This is a genomic window from Flavimobilis rhizosphaerae, from assembly GCF_014852685.1.
GTDB classification, from domain to species: Bacteria; Actinomycetota; Actinomycetes; order Actinomycetales; family Cellulomonadaceae; genus Flavimobilis; species Flavimobilis rhizosphaerae.
Genome location: NZ_JACZDF010000007.1, coordinates 1 through 15,109 on the forward strand (window position 1 = coordinate 1; position 15,109 = coordinate 15,109).

General features: G+C 70.8%; 12 protein-coding genes and 1 pseudogene. 11 read left to right on the forward strand and 2 right to left on the reverse strand.

Annotation, left to right across the window (positions count from 1 at the left end; all coding sequences use genetic code 11):
* From IGS67_RS11550 to IGS67_RS11565, 4 genes and pseudogenes are all read left to right on the forward strand, one after another.
* Positions 1 to 2,031, forward strand: a pseudogene (locus IGS67_RS11550) (hypothetical protein); the annotation flags it as partial.
* A 189-nt stretch (positions 2,032 to 2,220) separates the two neighbouring features.
* Entirely contained in the window at positions 2,221 to 4,116 is a 1,896-nt protein-coding gene (lepA, locus tag IGS67_RS11555) for a translation elongation factor 4 (protein WP_235978227.1), read from the forward strand.
* The gene (gene hemW / locus IGS67_RS11560) at positions 4,113 to 5,390 is read left to right on the forward strand and encodes a radical SAM family heme chaperone HemW (RefSeq protein ID WP_192281198.1); all 1,278 of its coding nucleotides are present in this window, start codon (positions 4,113 to 4,115) and stop codon (positions 5,388 to 5,390) included. The genes lepA and hemW overlap by 4 nt, the downstream gene beginning before the upstream one ends.
* Positions 5,391 to 5,530: 140 nt before the next feature.
* Complete coding sequence (locus tag IGS67_RS11565; protein WP_192281202.1) at positions 5,531 to 6,451, forward strand: DUF2189 domain-containing protein; 921 nt, start codon at positions 5,531 to 5,533, stop codon at positions 6,449 to 6,451.
* Between the two features lie 74 nt (positions 6,452 to 6,525).
* On the opposite strand, the gene IGS67_RS11570 is transcribed toward IGS67_RS11565, so the two are convergent.
* Entirely contained in the window at positions 6,526 to 7,389 is an 864-nt protein-coding gene (locus IGS67_RS11570; protein ID WP_192281206.1) for a DUF3097 domain-containing protein, read from the reverse strand.
* 152 nt (positions 7,390 to 7,541) lie between these two features.
* Between IGS67_RS11570 and hrcA the strand changes: the two genes are divergently transcribed.
* Genes hrcA through IGS67_RS11585 form a run of 3 tightly spaced genes read left to right on the forward strand, consistent with a single transcriptional unit; the run spans position 7,542 to position 10,560 of the window.
* Positions 7,542 to 8,576, forward strand: a complete 1,035-nt coding sequence (gene hrcA, locus IGS67_RS11575) for a heat-inducible transcriptional repressor HrcA (protein WP_192281209.1) — start codon at positions 7,542 to 7,544, stop codon at positions 8,574 to 8,576.
* 59 nt (positions 8,577 to 8,635) lie between these two features.
* Entirely contained in the window at positions 8,636 to 9,748 is a 1,113-nt protein-coding gene (dnaJ, locus tag IGS67_RS11580) for a molecular chaperone DnaJ (protein WP_192281212.1), read from the forward strand.
* A gap of 44 nt (positions 9,749 to 9,792) precedes the next feature.
* Positions 9,793 to 10,560, forward strand: a complete 768-nt coding sequence (locus IGS67_RS11585; protein ID WP_192281215.1) for a 16S rRNA (uracil(1498)-N(3))-methyltransferase — start codon at positions 9,793 to 9,795, stop codon at positions 10,558 to 10,560.
* A 79-nt stretch (positions 10,561 to 10,639) separates the two neighbouring features.
* Here the strand turns inward: IGS67_RS11585 and IGS67_RS11590 are convergent, their stop codons facing one another.
* Positions 10,640 to 11,125, reverse strand: a complete 486-nt coding sequence (locus tag IGS67_RS11590) for a Gmad2 immunoglobulin-like domain-containing protein (protein WP_192281218.1) — start codon at positions 11,123 to 11,125, stop codon at positions 10,640 to 10,642.
* A 223-nt stretch (positions 11,126 to 11,348) separates the two neighbouring features.
* Between IGS67_RS11590 and IGS67_RS11595 the strand changes: the two genes are divergently transcribed.
* The 4 genes from IGS67_RS11595 to era are packed head-to-tail and all read left to right on the forward strand — an operon-like array spanning position 11,349 to position 15,107.
* Positions 11,349 to 12,473, forward strand: coding sequence for a PhoH family protein (locus tag IGS67_RS11595; protein ID WP_192281221.1), 1,125 nt, complete (start codon positions 11,349 to 11,351; stop codon positions 12,471 to 12,473).
* Positions 12,470 to 12,922, forward strand: coding sequence for an rRNA maturation RNase YbeY (ybeY, locus tag IGS67_RS11600; RefSeq protein WP_192281224.1), 453 nt, complete (start codon positions 12,470 to 12,472; stop codon positions 12,920 to 12,922). Before IGS67_RS11595 ends, ybeY begins: the two co-directional genes overlap by 4 nt.
* Complete coding sequence (locus tag IGS67_RS11605) at positions 12,919 to 14,202, forward strand: hemolysin family protein (protein WP_192281226.1); 1,284 nt, start codon at positions 12,919 to 12,921, stop codon at positions 14,200 to 14,202. The genes ybeY and IGS67_RS11605 overlap by 4 nt, the downstream gene beginning before the upstream one ends.
* Entirely contained in the window at positions 14,199 to 15,107 is a 909-nt protein-coding gene (era, locus tag IGS67_RS11610) for a GTPase Era (protein WP_192281229.1), read from the forward strand. Before IGS67_RS11605 ends, era begins: the two co-directional genes overlap by 4 nt.
* The last annotated feature ends 2 nt before the right edge of the window (positions 15,108 to 15,109 follow it).

Here is a 15,109-nt window from a genome sequence, read left to right on the forward strand (position 1 = left end):
TACTCGGGTGCGGGCTCGTCCGTGCTCGTGAAGTCGATCACGGTGTGGGGCGAGACGACGACGTTCGGCGTTGCGCTGCCCACCGACTCGACCGTCAAGGTCCCGCACGGCTCGATCAAGCCTTTCCCGGAGACGGAAGAGAACTACGACTCATGGCACCAGGGTCACTGGAAGGAGTCCGAGCTCGGCACGATCACGCTCTCGCCTGCGGGTGCGGTCCTCACGGGTGGCGTCAACCAGCTCATCAAGGGCGACGCGGCCCGCTTTGCGGGCGTCTCGCTCCAGACGCTCATCGACTCGGTCGCGGTCGAGGCGGATGCTGAGGCGGGTGAGCTCTTCCACCAGGTTCCGCTGTACTACGGCCCCACGAAGAAGGCTGACGCGGCGAAGGACGAGCAGTTCACGACGCTCCGCAAGGATGTCACGGTCGAGGGTGATGTCTGGACAACGTCGCGTGCGATCTACGACAACGGCGGCGCGGTCCGTCTGGCTGCTGGTGCTCACGACCTCGGCGTCATCGTCGCGGCTCTTGAGGCTGCGTCGGCGACGTATGCGTCGGCCGCTTACGCGCCGTCGGTGGACGTCATCGGTTACGGCGTCTACTCGGCCGCGACCGTCACCGTCTCCACGATCACGGTGTGGGGCGTCACGTCCGACTTCAGGCAGGGCGCCGCGGCTGACGCTGCAGTGACTGTCACGGGCACGGCGACGGTGGGCTCGACGCTCACTGCGGCCGCGACCGAGGTCGAGGGTTCCGCCGCCACGTACGCGTGGACGAAGGACGGTGCCGTCATCGACGGCGCCACCTCGGCGACGCTCGTGCTCACGCCGGAGATGGTCGGTGCTGCTATCGCCGTCGTCGTGACGTACCCGGCCGGCATCTACGCGGAGACGGTCGTCACCTCGGAGGCCGTGACGGTCGCCAAGGGTGCCAAGCCTGCGGTGTCGGTCGTCGTCTCGGGTGAGGCGAAGGTCGGCTCGACGCTCACGGCGAAGGCCACGACGGTCGAGGGCGCCACGGTGACGTACGCGTGGACGAAGAACGGTGCGGTCATCGACGGCGCCACCTCGGCGACGCTCGTGCTCACGCCTGCTCTCGTGGGTGCGAAGGTTGCGGTCGTCGTGACGTCGACGGTCGCCGGCTACGAGGTGGCGTCGGCTACCTCGGAGGCCGTGACGGTCGCCAAGGGTGCCAAGCCTGCGGTGTCGGTCGTCGTCTCGGGTGAGGCGAAGGTCGGCTCGACGCTCACGGCGAAGGCCACGACGGTCGAGGGCGCCACGGTGACGTACGCGTGGACGAAGAACGGTGTCGCGATCGCTGGTGCGACTTCGTCGAAGCTCGTGCTTGCGCCTGCGCTCGTGGGTGCGAAGGTTGCGGTCGTCGTGACGTCGACGGTCGCCGGTTACGAGGCGGCCTCGGCCACCTCGGCACCTGTGACGGTCGCGGCGAAGAAGCTCGCCCCGGCTGTTGTCAAGGTCGACGGCAAGCGCAAGGTGGGCTCGACGCTCACCGCACGCACCACGTGGACCGAGAAGCCGAGCAAGGTCACGTACCAGTGGTACGCGAGCGGCAAGGCCATCAAGGGCGCGACGAAGTCGAAGCTCAAGGTCACGACGAAGCAGGTCGGCAAGAGGATCTCGGTGGTCGTCTCGGGAACGCGTGACGGCTACACGAAGGCCACCTCGAAGTCTGCCCGCACCGTCGCCGTCCCGAAGATCGCCTCGAAGATCAAGGTGAGCGTGTCGAAGGGCACGAAGAAGTACGGCAGCACGGTCCTCGTCAAGGTCCGGGTGTCGGCGACGAACGCTCCTCGTGTCCGTGGCCTCCTCACCATCAAGGTCGGCAAGGCGACCGTCCGGACGACGGTGAAGAAGGCGGGCACGTACGCCGTCCGCATCCCTGCGTCGAAGATTGGCGTCGGCAAGAAGCCTGCGGTGCGAGTCTCGTACCGCCCCGACACGGTGTCGAAGGCCTACACGTCGACGTCGAGCTTCAAGGGGCGCTCGTCCCTGAAGATCGTTCGCCGCTGACGCGATGATCACGGTCGGCCGACGGCCGACCAGCACAGACCCACGGGGTGGGCGGCGCTGCCGCCCACCCCGTGGGCGTTCCCGATCGCGCACAGACGACTCCCGCCGGACGAGGCCGCTGCCGTGCCCGACCCGGATCCCGGCACGACGCTCGGAACGGTGTCCTCGCCGCCCCGCACCCGTGGGAGAATGGGGTCCGTGACTCCGATCCCTTCCGCAGCCGAGACGGCACGTATCCAGCCCGCCGCGACCGCGCCGGAGCTCCTGCGCAACTTCTGCATCATCGCCCACATCGACCACGGCAAGTCGACGCTCGCCGACCGCATGCTCCAGCTCACGGGCGTCGTCGAGCAGCGTGCCATGCGCGCGCAGTACCTCGACCGCATGGACATCGAACGCGAGCGCGGCATCACGATCAAGTCCCAGGCGGTCCGCATGCCGTGGGTGCTCGAGGGCACGGACGGAACACGGACCCCGTACGCGCTCAACATGATCGACACCCCCGGGCACGTCGACTTCACGTACGAGGTCTCGCGGTCGCTCGCGGCGTGCGAGGGCGCGGTGCTGCTCGTCGACGCAGCGCAGGGCATCGAGGCGCAGACACTCGCGAACCTCTACCTCGCGATGGAGAACGAGCTCGCGATCATCCCGGTCCTCAACAAGATCGACCTGCCAGCCGCCCAGCCAGAGAAGTACGCCGAGGAGATCGCGGGCCTCGTCGGCGTCGACCCGGAGTCGGTCCTCAAGGTGTCTGGCAAGACAGGTGTGGGCGTCGAGGCGCTGCTTGACCGCATCGTCGAGACCGTGCCGCCGCCCGTCGGTGACGCCGACGCACCTGCACGCGCGATGATCTTCGACTCCGTGTACGACACGTACCGCGGCGTCGTCACGTACGTGCGTGTCGTCGACGGCAAGCTCAACCCGCGCGAACGCATCTCGATGATGTCGACGCGTGCGACGCACGATCTTCTCGAGATCGGTGTCTCGGCGCCCGAGCCGCATCCGACGGACGGTCTGGGTGTGGGTGAGGTCGGCTACCTCATCACAGGCGTCAAGGACGTGCGCCAGTCGAAGGTCGGCGACACCGTGACGAACGCGCTCAAGCCCGCGGCGGAGGCGCTCGGCGGCTACAGCGACCCCAAGCCCATGGTCTTCTCGGGTCTCTACCCGATCGACGGCTCGGACTACCCGATCCTGCGCGACGCCCTCGACAAGCTCAAGCTCAACGACGCGGCGCTCGTCTACGAGCCCGAGACGTCGGTGGCGCTCGGCTTCGGCTTCCGCGTCGGCTACCTCGGCCTGCTTCACCTCGAGATCGTCCGTGAGCGTCTTGAGCGTGAGTTCGACCTCGACCTCATCTCGACGGCCCCCAACGTCATCTACGACGTGACGATGGAGGACCGGAGCGTCGTCACGGTGACGAACCCGTCCGAGTTTCCGGGCGGCAAGATCGGCGAGGTGCGCGAGCCTGTCGTCAAGGCGACGATCCTCGCGCCGAGCGAGTTCATCGGCGCGATCATGGAGCTCTGCCAGACGAAGCGCGGCGACCTCCAGGGCATGGACTACCTGTCCGCCGACCGCGTCGAGCTGCGGTACTTCTTGCCGCTCGCAGAGATCGTCTTCGACTTCTTCGACCAGCTGAAGTCGAAGACGCGTGGCTACGCGTCGCTCGACTACGACGTCGTCGGCGAGCAGGCGGCGGACCTCGTCAAGGTGGACATCCTCCTCCAGGGCGAGCAGGTCGACGCGTTCAGCGCGATTGTCCACAAGGACAAGGCGTACGCGTACGGCGTCATGATGACGGGCAAGCTCAAGGAACTCATCCCGAGGCAGCAGTTCGAGGTGCCGATCCAGGCGGCGGTCGGTGCGCGCGTTATCGCGCGCGAGACGATCCGCGCGATCCGCAAGGACGTCCTCGCGAAGTGCTACGGCGGCGACATCTCGCGCAAGCGCAAGCTCCTCGAGAAGCAGAAGGAGGGCAAGAAGCGCATGAAGACGATTGGGCGGGTCGACGTCCCCCAGGAGGCGTTCATCGCCGCGCTTTCGTCAGACGCCGCGGATCCGAAGGACAAGGGCAAGAAGTGAGTCCCGCGCTGCCCGACGGGGATCCTGCGCCGGCGGACGGTGCGCTTCCCCGCTGGGCGGGCGGCTCGGGCGCGCCGCAGCGCGCGTTCGGCGTCTACGTCCACGTGCCGTTCTGCACGGTGCGCTGCGGCTACTGCGACTTCAACACGTACACGGCGACCGAGCTCGGCGGGGGCGCGAGCCAGGACTCGTACGCGACGACGGCGCTCTCGGAGATCGAGCTCGGCGCACACGTCCTCGCGGACGCGGGTCTGCCGGCACGCGAGGTCTCGACGGTGTTCGTCGGCGGCGGAACGCCGACGGTCCTCCCGGCGGGGGACCTCGCGCGGATCCTCGACGGTCTCCGTGACGCGTGGGGTCTTGCGGACGGTGCCGAGGTGACGACGGAGGCGAACCCGGACTCCGTGAGCCCGGAGTACCTGCGGACGCTCGCGGACGCGGGGTTCACGCGCGTGTCCTTCGGCATGCAGTCCGCGGTCCCGCACGTCCTCGCGACGCTCGAGCGCACGCACGACCCGGCGCGCATCCCCGACGTCGTCGCGTGGGCGCGCGACGCGGGGCTCGACGTGTCGCTCGACCTCATCTACGGCACGCCGGGGGAGTCGCTCGACGACTGGCGGACGAGCGTCGAGGCGGCGCTCGCGACAGGCGTCGACCACGTCTCGGCGTACGCGCTCGTCGTCGAGCCGGGCACGCGCATGGCGGTGCAGGTGCGCCGGGGTGAGCTCACGCTTCCCGACGAGGACGACCAGGCCGCGAAGTACGAACTTGCCGACGAGCTCCTCACGGCGTCGGGCCTGCGCTGGTACGAGGTGTCGAACTGGGCGCGTGAGCGCGCCGACGGGTCGGTCGCGGCGTGCCGGCACAACCTCGCATACTGGCGCGGCGACGACTGGTGGGGCGTGGGTCCGGGCGCGCACTCGTACGTCGGCGGACCCCTCGTCGGGGACGACGGCGACGAGATCGCGGGCGTGCGCTGGTGGAACGTCAAGCACCCGCGGCGCTACGCGACGATGCTCGCCGCCGGGCAGAGCCCGGCGGCGGGACGGGAGCTGCTCGACGCCCCGACGGCCACGCTCGAGCGTGTCATGCTCGGAGTACGTCTTGCCGAGGGTCTCGATCTTGCCGAGCTCTCGGCCGCTGGCCGGCGCGCGGTGGCCGGCCAGGTCGCGGCGGGCCTCCTCGACGGTCGCGCCGCGATCGGGGGACGTGCTCTCCTCACGAGGCGCGGGAGGCTGCTCGCCGATGCCGTCGTCCGTGACCTCACGGACTGAGACGACCGGCGACACACGCGCCTTCGACGCGCGGACGGTGGCGCGGATCACTACGCTGTGGGCGGTGACGTGCATTCGTGCGCGTCGAACCGGGTTCGAGGGGAACCCGGTCCGTCCTGCCCCGATCCAAGGAGCATCCCATGTCCGACAGCAACGTTCCTCCGTACCCGGGCGGGTCCTCGGACCCTTACGGGCAGCAGCCTGCCGGTACGCCCGCGCAGCCGGACCCTTCGGCGCCGTACGGTGCGACGCCGCCTCCGCCTGCCGGGCAGCCCGCCTTCGGGACGACGCCTCCTGCTGACCCGTACGGCGCGCAGCAGCCCTACGGTGCTCCGCAGCAGCCGTACGGCCAGCAGCAGTCGTATGGTGCGCCGCAGAACTTCGGAGCCGCGGCCGACCCGTTCGACATCGGTTCCGCGCTCTCCTACGGCTGGGAGCGCTTTACGTCCAATGTCGCCGCACTGATCCTCGGCACGCTCGCGTGGCTCGCGGGAGTGAGCATCGTCATCACGATCCTCTCGGCGGTGCTTGTCGGGGGAAGCCTCCTTGCGGCGCTCAGCAACCCTGACGCGGCGGGCGGTTTTGCGGCCGGCCTCGGGGGTGGATTCATCCTCCTCGTCGTGCTCAGCCTCGTCCTCGGGTTCCTCGCGCAAGCGGGGCAGGTCAACGCGTCGCTCGTCGTCACGCGGACCGGCCGGGTGTCGTTCGGCGACTTCTTCAAGATTCCCAACCTCGGTCAGGTCGTGCTTGCTTCCGCCGTCCTCGGCCTGGCAGCGGCGATCACGGCGATCACCATCATCGGACCGCTCGTCGTCATGTTCTTTGGTCTCTTCGCGCTCCACTTCGTCATGGACAAGGGCATGGGCGCGATCGACGCGATCAAGGCGAGCATCGATGTCGTCAAGAAGAACCTCGGCTCAGCCATCCTGCTTGCGATCGTCGTCGCGATCGTCTCCGCAGCGGGCAGCATCGTGTTTGTCGGATCGCTCGTGACGACCCCGATCGCGCTCGTCGCACTCGCGTTCGCCTACCGCCGCGTCATCGGCGAGCAGCCCGCCTGACGTTCCCGTCCGCGTGGCACGTCGGCCCGGCACCCCGTCCGCGGGGGCCGGGCCGACAGCGTTCGAGGCGTGCGTCAGCCCGTTGGCTCGGTGACGAAGTCGATGAGTTCCTCGACGCGCCCGATGAGCGCGGGCTCGAGGTCGGTCCACGAGCGGACGGTGCCGAGGATCCGCTTCCAGCCGTGGGCGACATCGGCCTGGTCGGCGTGCGCCCAGCCGAGGTGGCGGAGGATCCCGACCTTCCACTCGACGGAGCGGTCGATGCGCGGCCAGGCCTCGAGCCCGACACGCGCGGGCTTCACGGCTTCCCAGACGTCGACGTAGGGGTGCCCGACGATCCTCACGGTGCCGGGTGGCACGAGGCGCAGGACGGTGTCGGCGACGCGCTGCTCCTTGGACCCCGCGACGAGGTGGTCGACGAGCACGCCGAGCCGGCGGGTGCGGTCGGGTGCGAAGTCGCGGACGTAGGCCTCGAGGTTGTCGACGCCGTCGAGGAGCTCGACGACGACGCCCTCGACGCGCAGGTCGTCGCCCCAGACCTTCTCGACGAGCTCGGCGTCGTGGCGTCCCTCGACGAGGAGGCGCGAGCCGCGGGCGACGCGCGCCTGGGCGCCGCGGACGGCGACCGAGCCGGAGGCGGTGCGCGTGGGTGCGGCGGGCGCCCGGGACATGACGGGCGCCTCGAGGATCACGGGCTCACCGTCGATCCAGAACCCGGGGCCGAGCGGGAACGTGCGGGTGCGGCCGAGGGAGTCCTCGAGCTCGACGACGTGCATGCCGCCCGACTTCTCGACGCGGACGACGGCGCCGACCCAGCCTGTCGTCACCTCCTCGACGACCGTCCCGCGCTGCGCGGCGACGGGGCGCGCGACTGGGCGGCGCCGGTGGTGGGTCGCGGGGTCGCCCCCGAGGACGTCGGATCCGTAGCGGTCGTGCATCCCGACACCTTAAGGCGGTGGGGTCGGCGCGCGAGGGAGCGTCGGGTGTGTGGCGTGCGTCGCTGACCGTCTGCGTCCGGACGCGGGTAGGATTGGCACTCGGACCCTGAGAGTGCGAATCTCGGGGGTGTGAGAGCTGAGGGAGGAGCATGATGTCGACGCACGGGACGGCTGCGGACCGCCGCCTCGACGTGCTCCGCGCGATCGTCGAGGACTACGTGACGACGCGCGAGCCCGTCGGCTCGCGCGTGCTTGCTGAGAGGCACCGCCTCGGTGTCTCGCCCGCGACGATCCGCAACGATATGGCCGTCCTGGAAGAGGAGGGCCTCATCGCGCAGCCGCACACGTCGGCCGGGCGTGTGCCGACGGACAAGGGCTACCGCCTCTTCGTCGACCGCCTCGCCGAGGTCAAGCCGCTCTCGCAGCCCGAGCGCCGTGCGATCACGTCATTCCTCGACGGTGCGGTCGACCTCGACGACGTCATCGTCCGTGCTTCGCGCCTCCTCGCGCACCTCACGCAGCAGGTCGCCGTCGTCCAGTACCCGTCGTTGCGACGATCGGGGCTGCGTCACCTCGAGCTCGTGCCCGTCGAGGGCTCGCGGCTGCTCGTCGTCGTCATCACCGACACGGGCCGCGTCGTGCAGCGCACGCTCGAGCTGTCGTCCGACGTCGACGAGGAATCGCTCGCACGCCTGCGGGCGCGCCTCAACGCGGCGTGCCTCGGCCGGCGGCTCCCCGAGATGCGCACCGCGCTCGAGTCGCTCCCGGAGCAGTTCGTCCCTGAGGAACGGCCGCTCCTCCGCGAGATCTCCGACCTTCTCGTCCACACGCTCGGCCTCGAGTCCGACGAGCGCATCGTCCTCGCGGGGACGTCGAACCTCGCGCGTTCCGGGATGCGGTTCGAGCACGCGCTGCGACCCGTGCTCGAGGCGCTCGAGGAAGAGGTCGTGCTCCTCGGCCTCCTCACCGAGATGACGGAGGACTCGGCGGGCGTCGCGGTGCGCATCGGTCACGAGATGCCGCACGTCGGCCTCTCCGAGACGTCGGTCGTCACGGCGGGCTACGGCGCCGAGGGTGACGCGGTCGCGCTCCTCGGTTCGATCGGCCCGACCCGCATGGACTATCCGCAGACGATCGCCGCGGTGCGCGCGGTCGCGCGCTACCTCACCCGCATCATCACGACGTGACCGGGCCGGCGCGAGCCGCCGTCCCCTGACCGTTCCACCCACCACCAGGAAGAACCCCTGTGACGGACTACTACGAGATCCTCGGTGTGCCGCGTGACGCGACGCAGGACCAGATCAAGAAGGCGTACCGGAAGCTCGCGCGCGAGCTCCACCCGGACGTCGCCGGCGAGGAGGGCGCGGACCGCTTCAAGGACGTGACGCGCGCCTACGAGGTGCTCGGCACGGCGGAGAAGCGCCAGGCTTACGACATGGGCACGGATCCGTCGGCGCCGGGTGGCGGCCAGGCGGGCGGCTTCGGCTTCCAGGACATCTTCGAGACGTTCTTCGGTGGTGGTCAGGCCCAGCGCGGCCCCGTGCCGCGCACGCGGCGCGGCCAGGACGCGCTCCTGCGCCTCGACATCGACCTTGCGGAGGCCGCGTTCGGGGCTCGCAAGGAAGTGACGATCGACACCGCGCGCGTGTGCTCGACGTGCGGCGGCGCGTGCACGCGCCCCGGCACGTCGGTCCAGACGTGCGTCGTGTGCCAGGGCCGTGGTTCGGTCCAGCGTGTCGCGCGCTCGTTCCTCGGCCAGGTCATGACGACGCAGCCGTGCGCGGCGTGCCAGGGGCACGGGACGACGATCCCCGAGCCGTGCGTCGACTGCGCGGGCGAGGGTCGCGTGCGGACGCGCCAGACGATCTCGATCGACGTGCCGGCGGGCGTCGACACGGGCACGCGCATCAAGCTCTCCGGTCAGGGCGAGGTCGGCCCGGCGGGAGGTCCGGCTGGTGACCTCTACGTCGAGATCCGGGAGCGCAAGCACCCGGTGTTCGTGCGTCGGGGCGACGACCTCCACTGCACGCTCGAGGTGCCGATGACGGCGGCGGCGCTCGGCACGACGATCGAGCTCGAGACGCTCGACGGACCGCGAGACGTGACGTTCCCGCCGGGCACGCAGCCGGGCGACGTCGTGACGCTCGCCGACCTCGGCGTCGGGCACCTCCACGTCGGTGGACGCGGCGATCTCGACGTCCATGTCGACGTGCGCGTCCCGCACGACCTCGACGACGAGCAGGCCGAGCTGCTGCGCCGCCTCGCCGCGCTGCGCGGCGAGGAGCGTCCCGAGGCGAAGGTCGCCTCGGCGCACCCGAGCGTGTTCAGCCGTCTTAAGGACAAGCTCTCCGGTCGCTGAGCGACATCGGCGGCACAGTCGCGGAAAGGCTAGGGTCGACGACCATGAGCGCACCCGTCTTCCTCGCCGAGGCGTCCGGCATCGACCAGCTCGCGGCGGGCGACCACTACCTTCTCGACGGGCCAGAGGGCCGGCACGCGGGCGTCGTCCAGCGGCGCCGGCCGGGGGAGGCCGTCGACGTCGTCGACGGCGCCGGGGTGCGTGCCCGCTGCACGATCGAGTCGGTGCACGAGTCGAAGGTGAGGCTCGCCGTCGACGAGGTCGTCCACGAGCCGCTCCCGCAGCCGGCGCTCGTACTCGTCCAGGCGCTCGCGAAGGGCGACCGCGACGAGATGGCGGTCGAGGCCGCCACGGAGGTCGGCGCGGACGCCGTCGTGCCGTGGCAGGCGTCGCGCTCGATCGTCGTGTGGCGTGGCGACCGCGCCGCGAAGTCGCGCGCTCGCTGGGTCGCGACCGTGCGCGCGGCGTCGAAGCAGTCGCGCCGGGCGCGACTGCCGCGCGTCGAGGAGTCCGTGACGACGACGTCGCTCGCGGCGCGCACGCGCGAGGTCGTCGCGGCGGGCGGTGCCGTGCTCGTCCTCCACGAGTCGGCCGAGAAGCCGCTCGCGGGTGCTCGTGTGCCGGCTCCGGGGGAGGGCGTCGAGATCCTCGTCGTCGTCGGCCCGGAGGGCGGCATCGCCGCCGATGAGCTCACGGAGCTCGAGGAGGCGGGAGCTCAGACCGTTCTCCTCGGCCCGCACGTCCTGCGGACGTCGACGGCCGGACCGGTCGCGCTCGCGCTCCTCGCCCAGCGGCTCGGCCGCTGGGGCTGAGAATGCGACGCCGACGACGACGGAGCCCGCACGGCAGACCGTGCGGGCTCCGTCGTGTCCCGGGCGGTGCGCGGCTCGGTCAGGACACCGTGAACGTCACGGCGACGGGACGCAGGGGCGTGCCGTCCTTGGCGCTCGCCTCGAAGACCTGGACGACCCACTCGCCCGGCTCGAGGTCGACCGTGAACGCGAACGGCGCGATCTCACCGTTCGCGCCGGTGTCGGCCGAGCCCTGCTGCGCAGGGTCCTCGGCGCTGCCGCCGACCGGGTAGACGAGCCACGAGAGCGTGCCCTCGAACGCGGTGGCCTCGCCCGTGACCTCGACCGAGGGGCCTTCGACGGTCGCGCCCTCGAGCGGGGCGGCGAGAAGCGTCGTGTCGTTGACGGCGGGGGTGACCGTGACGAGCGGGGTCGTCGGTGTGCCGGACACGGGCGTCTCGCTGCTCGAGGCGACGGACGTCCCCGTCGTCGGCCCCGTGGGCGCTGGGTCCGCGCCTGTCGCGCAGCCCGCCATGACCGCGGCAGCGGCGGCGAGCGTGAGGACAAGGGTGGGACGGCGGCGCATCAGAGGGAACCTCTCGGAGGGGAAGGCGATGGGGTGCTTCCATCGTCACCCGACGTCCGTGCAGGTGCCGCGTCGAAAACCACTTCGTGGCCGAGCCGAGACCAACGTGAGACAGCGACGAGACCCGCGGTCCGTGAGAGCTCGCAGCGCCGCTCGGTAGACTCGGACCGACGGCGCCTCCCGGCGTCGCACGCTCCCGGAAGGTCGACAGCGCACGCGCCCCATGGACGATCGCACACGCACCCCCGCCGCAGGACGCCGTCGCGGCACACCTCCCACGTCGTCGACGCCGACGGACGACGGTCCGCGCACCCGCGGACAGGCTCGGCTCGAGCACCGGATCGTCGTGCCGCCCCAGGTCCCCATGGTGGCGCTCCTCGGCACGGGCGACGCCGTGCTGCGCGCGCTCGAGGACGGCTTCGCGCGCGTCGACTTCTTCGTCCGCGGCAACGAGATCACGGTGACAGGCCCCGCGGGCGACGTGGGCCTCGCGGTGCGTCTCGTCGATGAGCTCGTCGAGGTGTGCTCGTCGGGCACCCCGCTCGGGCCCGACGTCGTCGCGCGGTCGATCGCGATGCTCACCGAGCCCGGCGGCGCGCGCCCCGCGGACGTCCTCACGGTCGACATCGTCTCGTCGCGCGGCCGGACGGTCCGCCCCAAGACCGTCGGGCAGAAGCGCTACGTCGACGCCATCGACGCGTCGACGATCACGTTCGGCATCGGGCCGGCAGGCACCGGCAAGACGTACCTCGCGGTCGCGAAGGCCGTCCAGGCGCTCCAGGACCACAAGGTGTCACGCGTCGTCCTCACGCGGCCCGCGGTCGAGGCCGGCGAGCGGCTCGGCTTCCTGCCCGGGTCGCTCACCGAGAAGATCGACCCCTACGTGCGCCCGCTCTACGACGCGCTCCACGACATGCTCGAGCCCGACTCGATCCCACGGCTCCTCGAGGCCGGGACGATCGAGGTCGCGCCGCTCGCCTACATGCGCGGTCGCACGCTCAACGACGCGTTCGTCATCCTCGACGAGGCGCAGAACACGACGCCCGAGCAGATGAAGATGTTCCTCACCCGACTCGGCTTCGGCTCGACGATGGTCGTCACGGGCGACACGACGCAGATCGACCTGCCCGGCGGCGTGCGCTCGGGCCTCAAGGTCGTCGAGGACGTCCTCGTCGGCGTCGACGACGTCGAGTTCTGCCACCTCACGAGCCAGGACGTCGTCCGGCACCGCCTCGTCGGTGAGATCATCGAGGCATACGCACGCTGGGACGTCACCCAGCCCGGTCCCGCGTCCCGCGGGACCTCCGACCCCCGGCAAGGTCCGGGGCGCACCGAGAGGCGATCATGACGATCGAGGTCAACAACGAGTCCGGGTTCGAGGTCGACGAGGCCGAGTTCGCGGCGATCGGACGCTTCGTGCTCGACGCGATGCACCTCCACCCGCAGACCGAGCTCTCGATCCTCATGGTCGACACCGATGTCATGACGGACCTCCACGTGCAGTGGATGGACGAGCCGGGCCCCACCGACGTCCTGTCCTTCCCCATGGACGAGCTGCGTCCCGGGTCCGAGGACGAGCCGACGCCCGCAGGGCTCCTCGGTGACGTCGTGCTGTGCCCCGAGGTCGCGGCTGCCCAGGCGGTCAGGGCCGGCCACTCGACCGAGGAGGAGATGCTCCTCCTCACGACGCACGGGATCCTCCACCTCCTCGGCTACGACCACGCCGAGCCTGAGGAGGAGAAGGAGATGTTCGCGCTTCAGCGACACCTCCTGCTGACGTTCCTCGCCTCCCGATGACGGGCCTGCTCCTCGCGCTCGCCGCCGCCGGCATCGTCCTCGCAGCCCTCCTCAGCGCGGGCGAGACGGCGGTCCTCAGGGTGACCCGTGCATCCGTCGCGCTCATCGCCGCCGAGGGCGGGCCGCGCGCCCGCCGCGTCGAGCGCCTCGCGGCCGACCGGCGCCGCACCGCGTCCGCCGCGTCGTTCCTCCGCATCCTCGGGGAGATGGTCGCGACCGCGTGCATCACCCTTTCTCTCGAGGAGATGCTCGACGTCTGGTGGCAGGTCCTCGGGCTCGCCGTCGTCGTCTCGACCCTCGTCGCGCTCGTCCTCGTGCGGCTGAGCCCCAGGTCGTTCGGCCGTCACCACCCCGCGAAGGTCCTCACGGCGCTCTCGGGTCTTCTTGCGGTCGCGCTGCGGCTCGCGGGTTGGGCCGCCGGCGCGGACCGGCAGCTCGTCGCAACCGAGGAGCACACCGAGCACGAGCTGCGCGAGATGGTCGACCGCGTCAACGAGTCGGAGGTCATCGAGGCTGAGGAGCGCGAGCTCATCCGGTCGGTCTTCGGGCTCGGCTCGACCCTCACCCGCGAGGTCATGGTCCCGCGCACTGACATGGTGACGACGCCCGCCTCGACACCGCTGCGCAGTGCGCTCAAGCTCTTCCTGCGCTCGGGCTTCTCGCGGGTGCCGGTCGTCGGCGACTCCGAGGACGACGTGCGCGGCGTCGTGTACTTCAAGGACGTCGTCGCGCGCCTCCAGGTCGAGGGTGCAGAGGACGGCGGCACCGTCGCGGACGTCATGCGTGCCGCGTACTTCGTCCCCGAGTCGAGGCCCGCGGACGACCTTCTGCGTGACCTGCAGACGGCGCGCTCGCACATGGCGCTCGTCATCGACGAGTACGGCGGCACGGCAGGTCTCGTGACGATGGAGGACGCGATCGAGGAGATCGTCGGTGAGCTCACCGACGAGCACGACCAGGCGGCCGTCGAGGCCGTCGAGGTCTCACCCGGGGTCTTCCGTGTGCCGGCACGCACGAGCCTCTGGGACCTCTCCGAGCTGCTCGGCACGGTCGTCACGGACGACGACGTCGACACGGTCGCAGGTCTGCTCGCGAAGGCTCTCGGGCGTGTTCCGCTGCTAGGTTCGAGCGCCGACGTCGCCGGTCTCCACCTCGTCGCCGAGAAGGTCGAGGGACGACGCAAGCGCGTGTCCTCGATCCTCGTCACGCGGCTCGAGCCCGACCAGGACGACGACGCCGAGGACCGCCCCGCCCCCTCCGACCGAAGGACCGACGCATGACCGCCACCGACCACCGTTCCGGGTTCGCCTGCCTCGTCGGGCGCCCGAACGCGGGCAAGTCGACGCTCACGAACGCGCTCGTCGGCGAGAAGGTCGCGATCACGTCGGGCCGTCCGCAGACGACGCGCCATACGATCCGCGGCATCGTCCATCGCGACGATGCCCAGCTCGTGCTCGTCGACACGCCCGGCCTCCACCGTCCGCGCACGCTGCTCGGCGAGCGCCTCAACACGCTCGTGCGGGACACGCTCGCCGAGGTCGACGTCGTCGTCTTCTGCCTCCCGGCCGACCAGAAGGTCGGGCCGGGGGACCGTTTCATCGCGAGCGAGCTCGCGCCCCTCATGACCGGTCGGCGGCGCACGCCCGTCGTCGCTGCCGTGACGAAGTCGGACACGGTCGGGCGCGCCGAGCTTGCCGAGCAGCTCCTTGCCGTCGCGGCCCTCGGCGAGTGGGACGACGTCGTGCCCGTCTCAGCACGTGACGGGTTCCAGGTCACCGAGCTCACCGACGTCCTCGTGCGGCACCTCCCGGAGGGCCCCGTGCTCTACCCCGACGGGGAGCTCACCGACGAGCCCGAGGCCGTCATGGTCGCCGAGCTCGTCCGTGAGGCCGCGCTCGAGGGCGTGCGCGACGAGCTGCCGCATTCGCTCGCGGTCGTCGTCGACGAGATCGTGCCGCGCGCCGACGGCCGGGTCGTCGACGTGCGCGTCAACCTCTTCGTTGAGCGGGACTCGCAGAAGGGCATCATCATCGGCCGCGGCGGCTCACGACTGCGCGAGGTCGGGACCCGCGCCCGGACGGGCATCGAGCGGCTCCTCGGCCAGAAGGTCTTCCTCGACCTCCACGTCAAGGTCGCCAAGGACTGGCAGCGCGACCCCAAGCAGCTGGGTCGGCTGGGCTTCTGAGC

Excerpts from the sequence above, each read along its gene's own strand:
- lepA (WP_235978227.1), top strand. The coding sequence starts at position 2,221 with ATGGGGTCCGTGACTCCGATCCCTTCCGCAGCCGAGACGGCACGTATC.
- IGS67_RS11565 (WP_192281202.1), top strand. The coding sequence starts at position 5,531 with ATGTCCGACAGCAACGTTCCTCCGTACCCGGGCGGGTCCTCGGACCCT.
- IGS67_RS11570 (WP_192281206.1), bottom strand. The coding sequence starts at position 7,389 with ATGCACGACCGCTACGGATCCGACGTCCTCGGGGGCGACCCCGCGACC.
- hrcA (WP_192281209.1), top strand. The coding sequence starts at position 7,542 with ATGTCGACGCACGGGACGGCTGCGGACCGCCGCCTCGACGTGCTCCGC.
- IGS67_RS11585 (WP_192281215.1), top strand. The coding sequence starts at position 9,793 with ATGAGCGCACCCGTCTTCCTCGCCGAGGCGTCCGGCATCGACCAGCTC.
- IGS67_RS11590 (WP_192281218.1), bottom strand. The coding sequence starts at position 11,125 with ATGCGCCGCCGTCCCACCCTTGTCCTCACGCTCGCCGCCGCTGCCGCG.
- IGS67_RS11595 (WP_192281221.1), top strand. The coding sequence starts at position 11,349 with ATGGACGATCGCACACGCACCCCCGCCGCAGGACGCCGTCGCGGCACA.
- ybeY (WP_192281224.1), top strand. The coding sequence starts at position 12,470 with ATGACGATCGAGGTCAACAACGAGTCCGGGTTCGAGGTCGACGAGGCC.
- IGS67_RS11605 (WP_192281226.1), top strand. The coding sequence starts at position 12,919 with ATGACGGGCCTGCTCCTCGCGCTCGCCGCCGCCGGCATCGTCCTCGCA.
- era (WP_192281229.1), top strand. The coding sequence starts at position 14,199 with ATGACCGCCACCGACCACCGTTCCGGGTTCGCCTGCCTCGTCGGGCGC.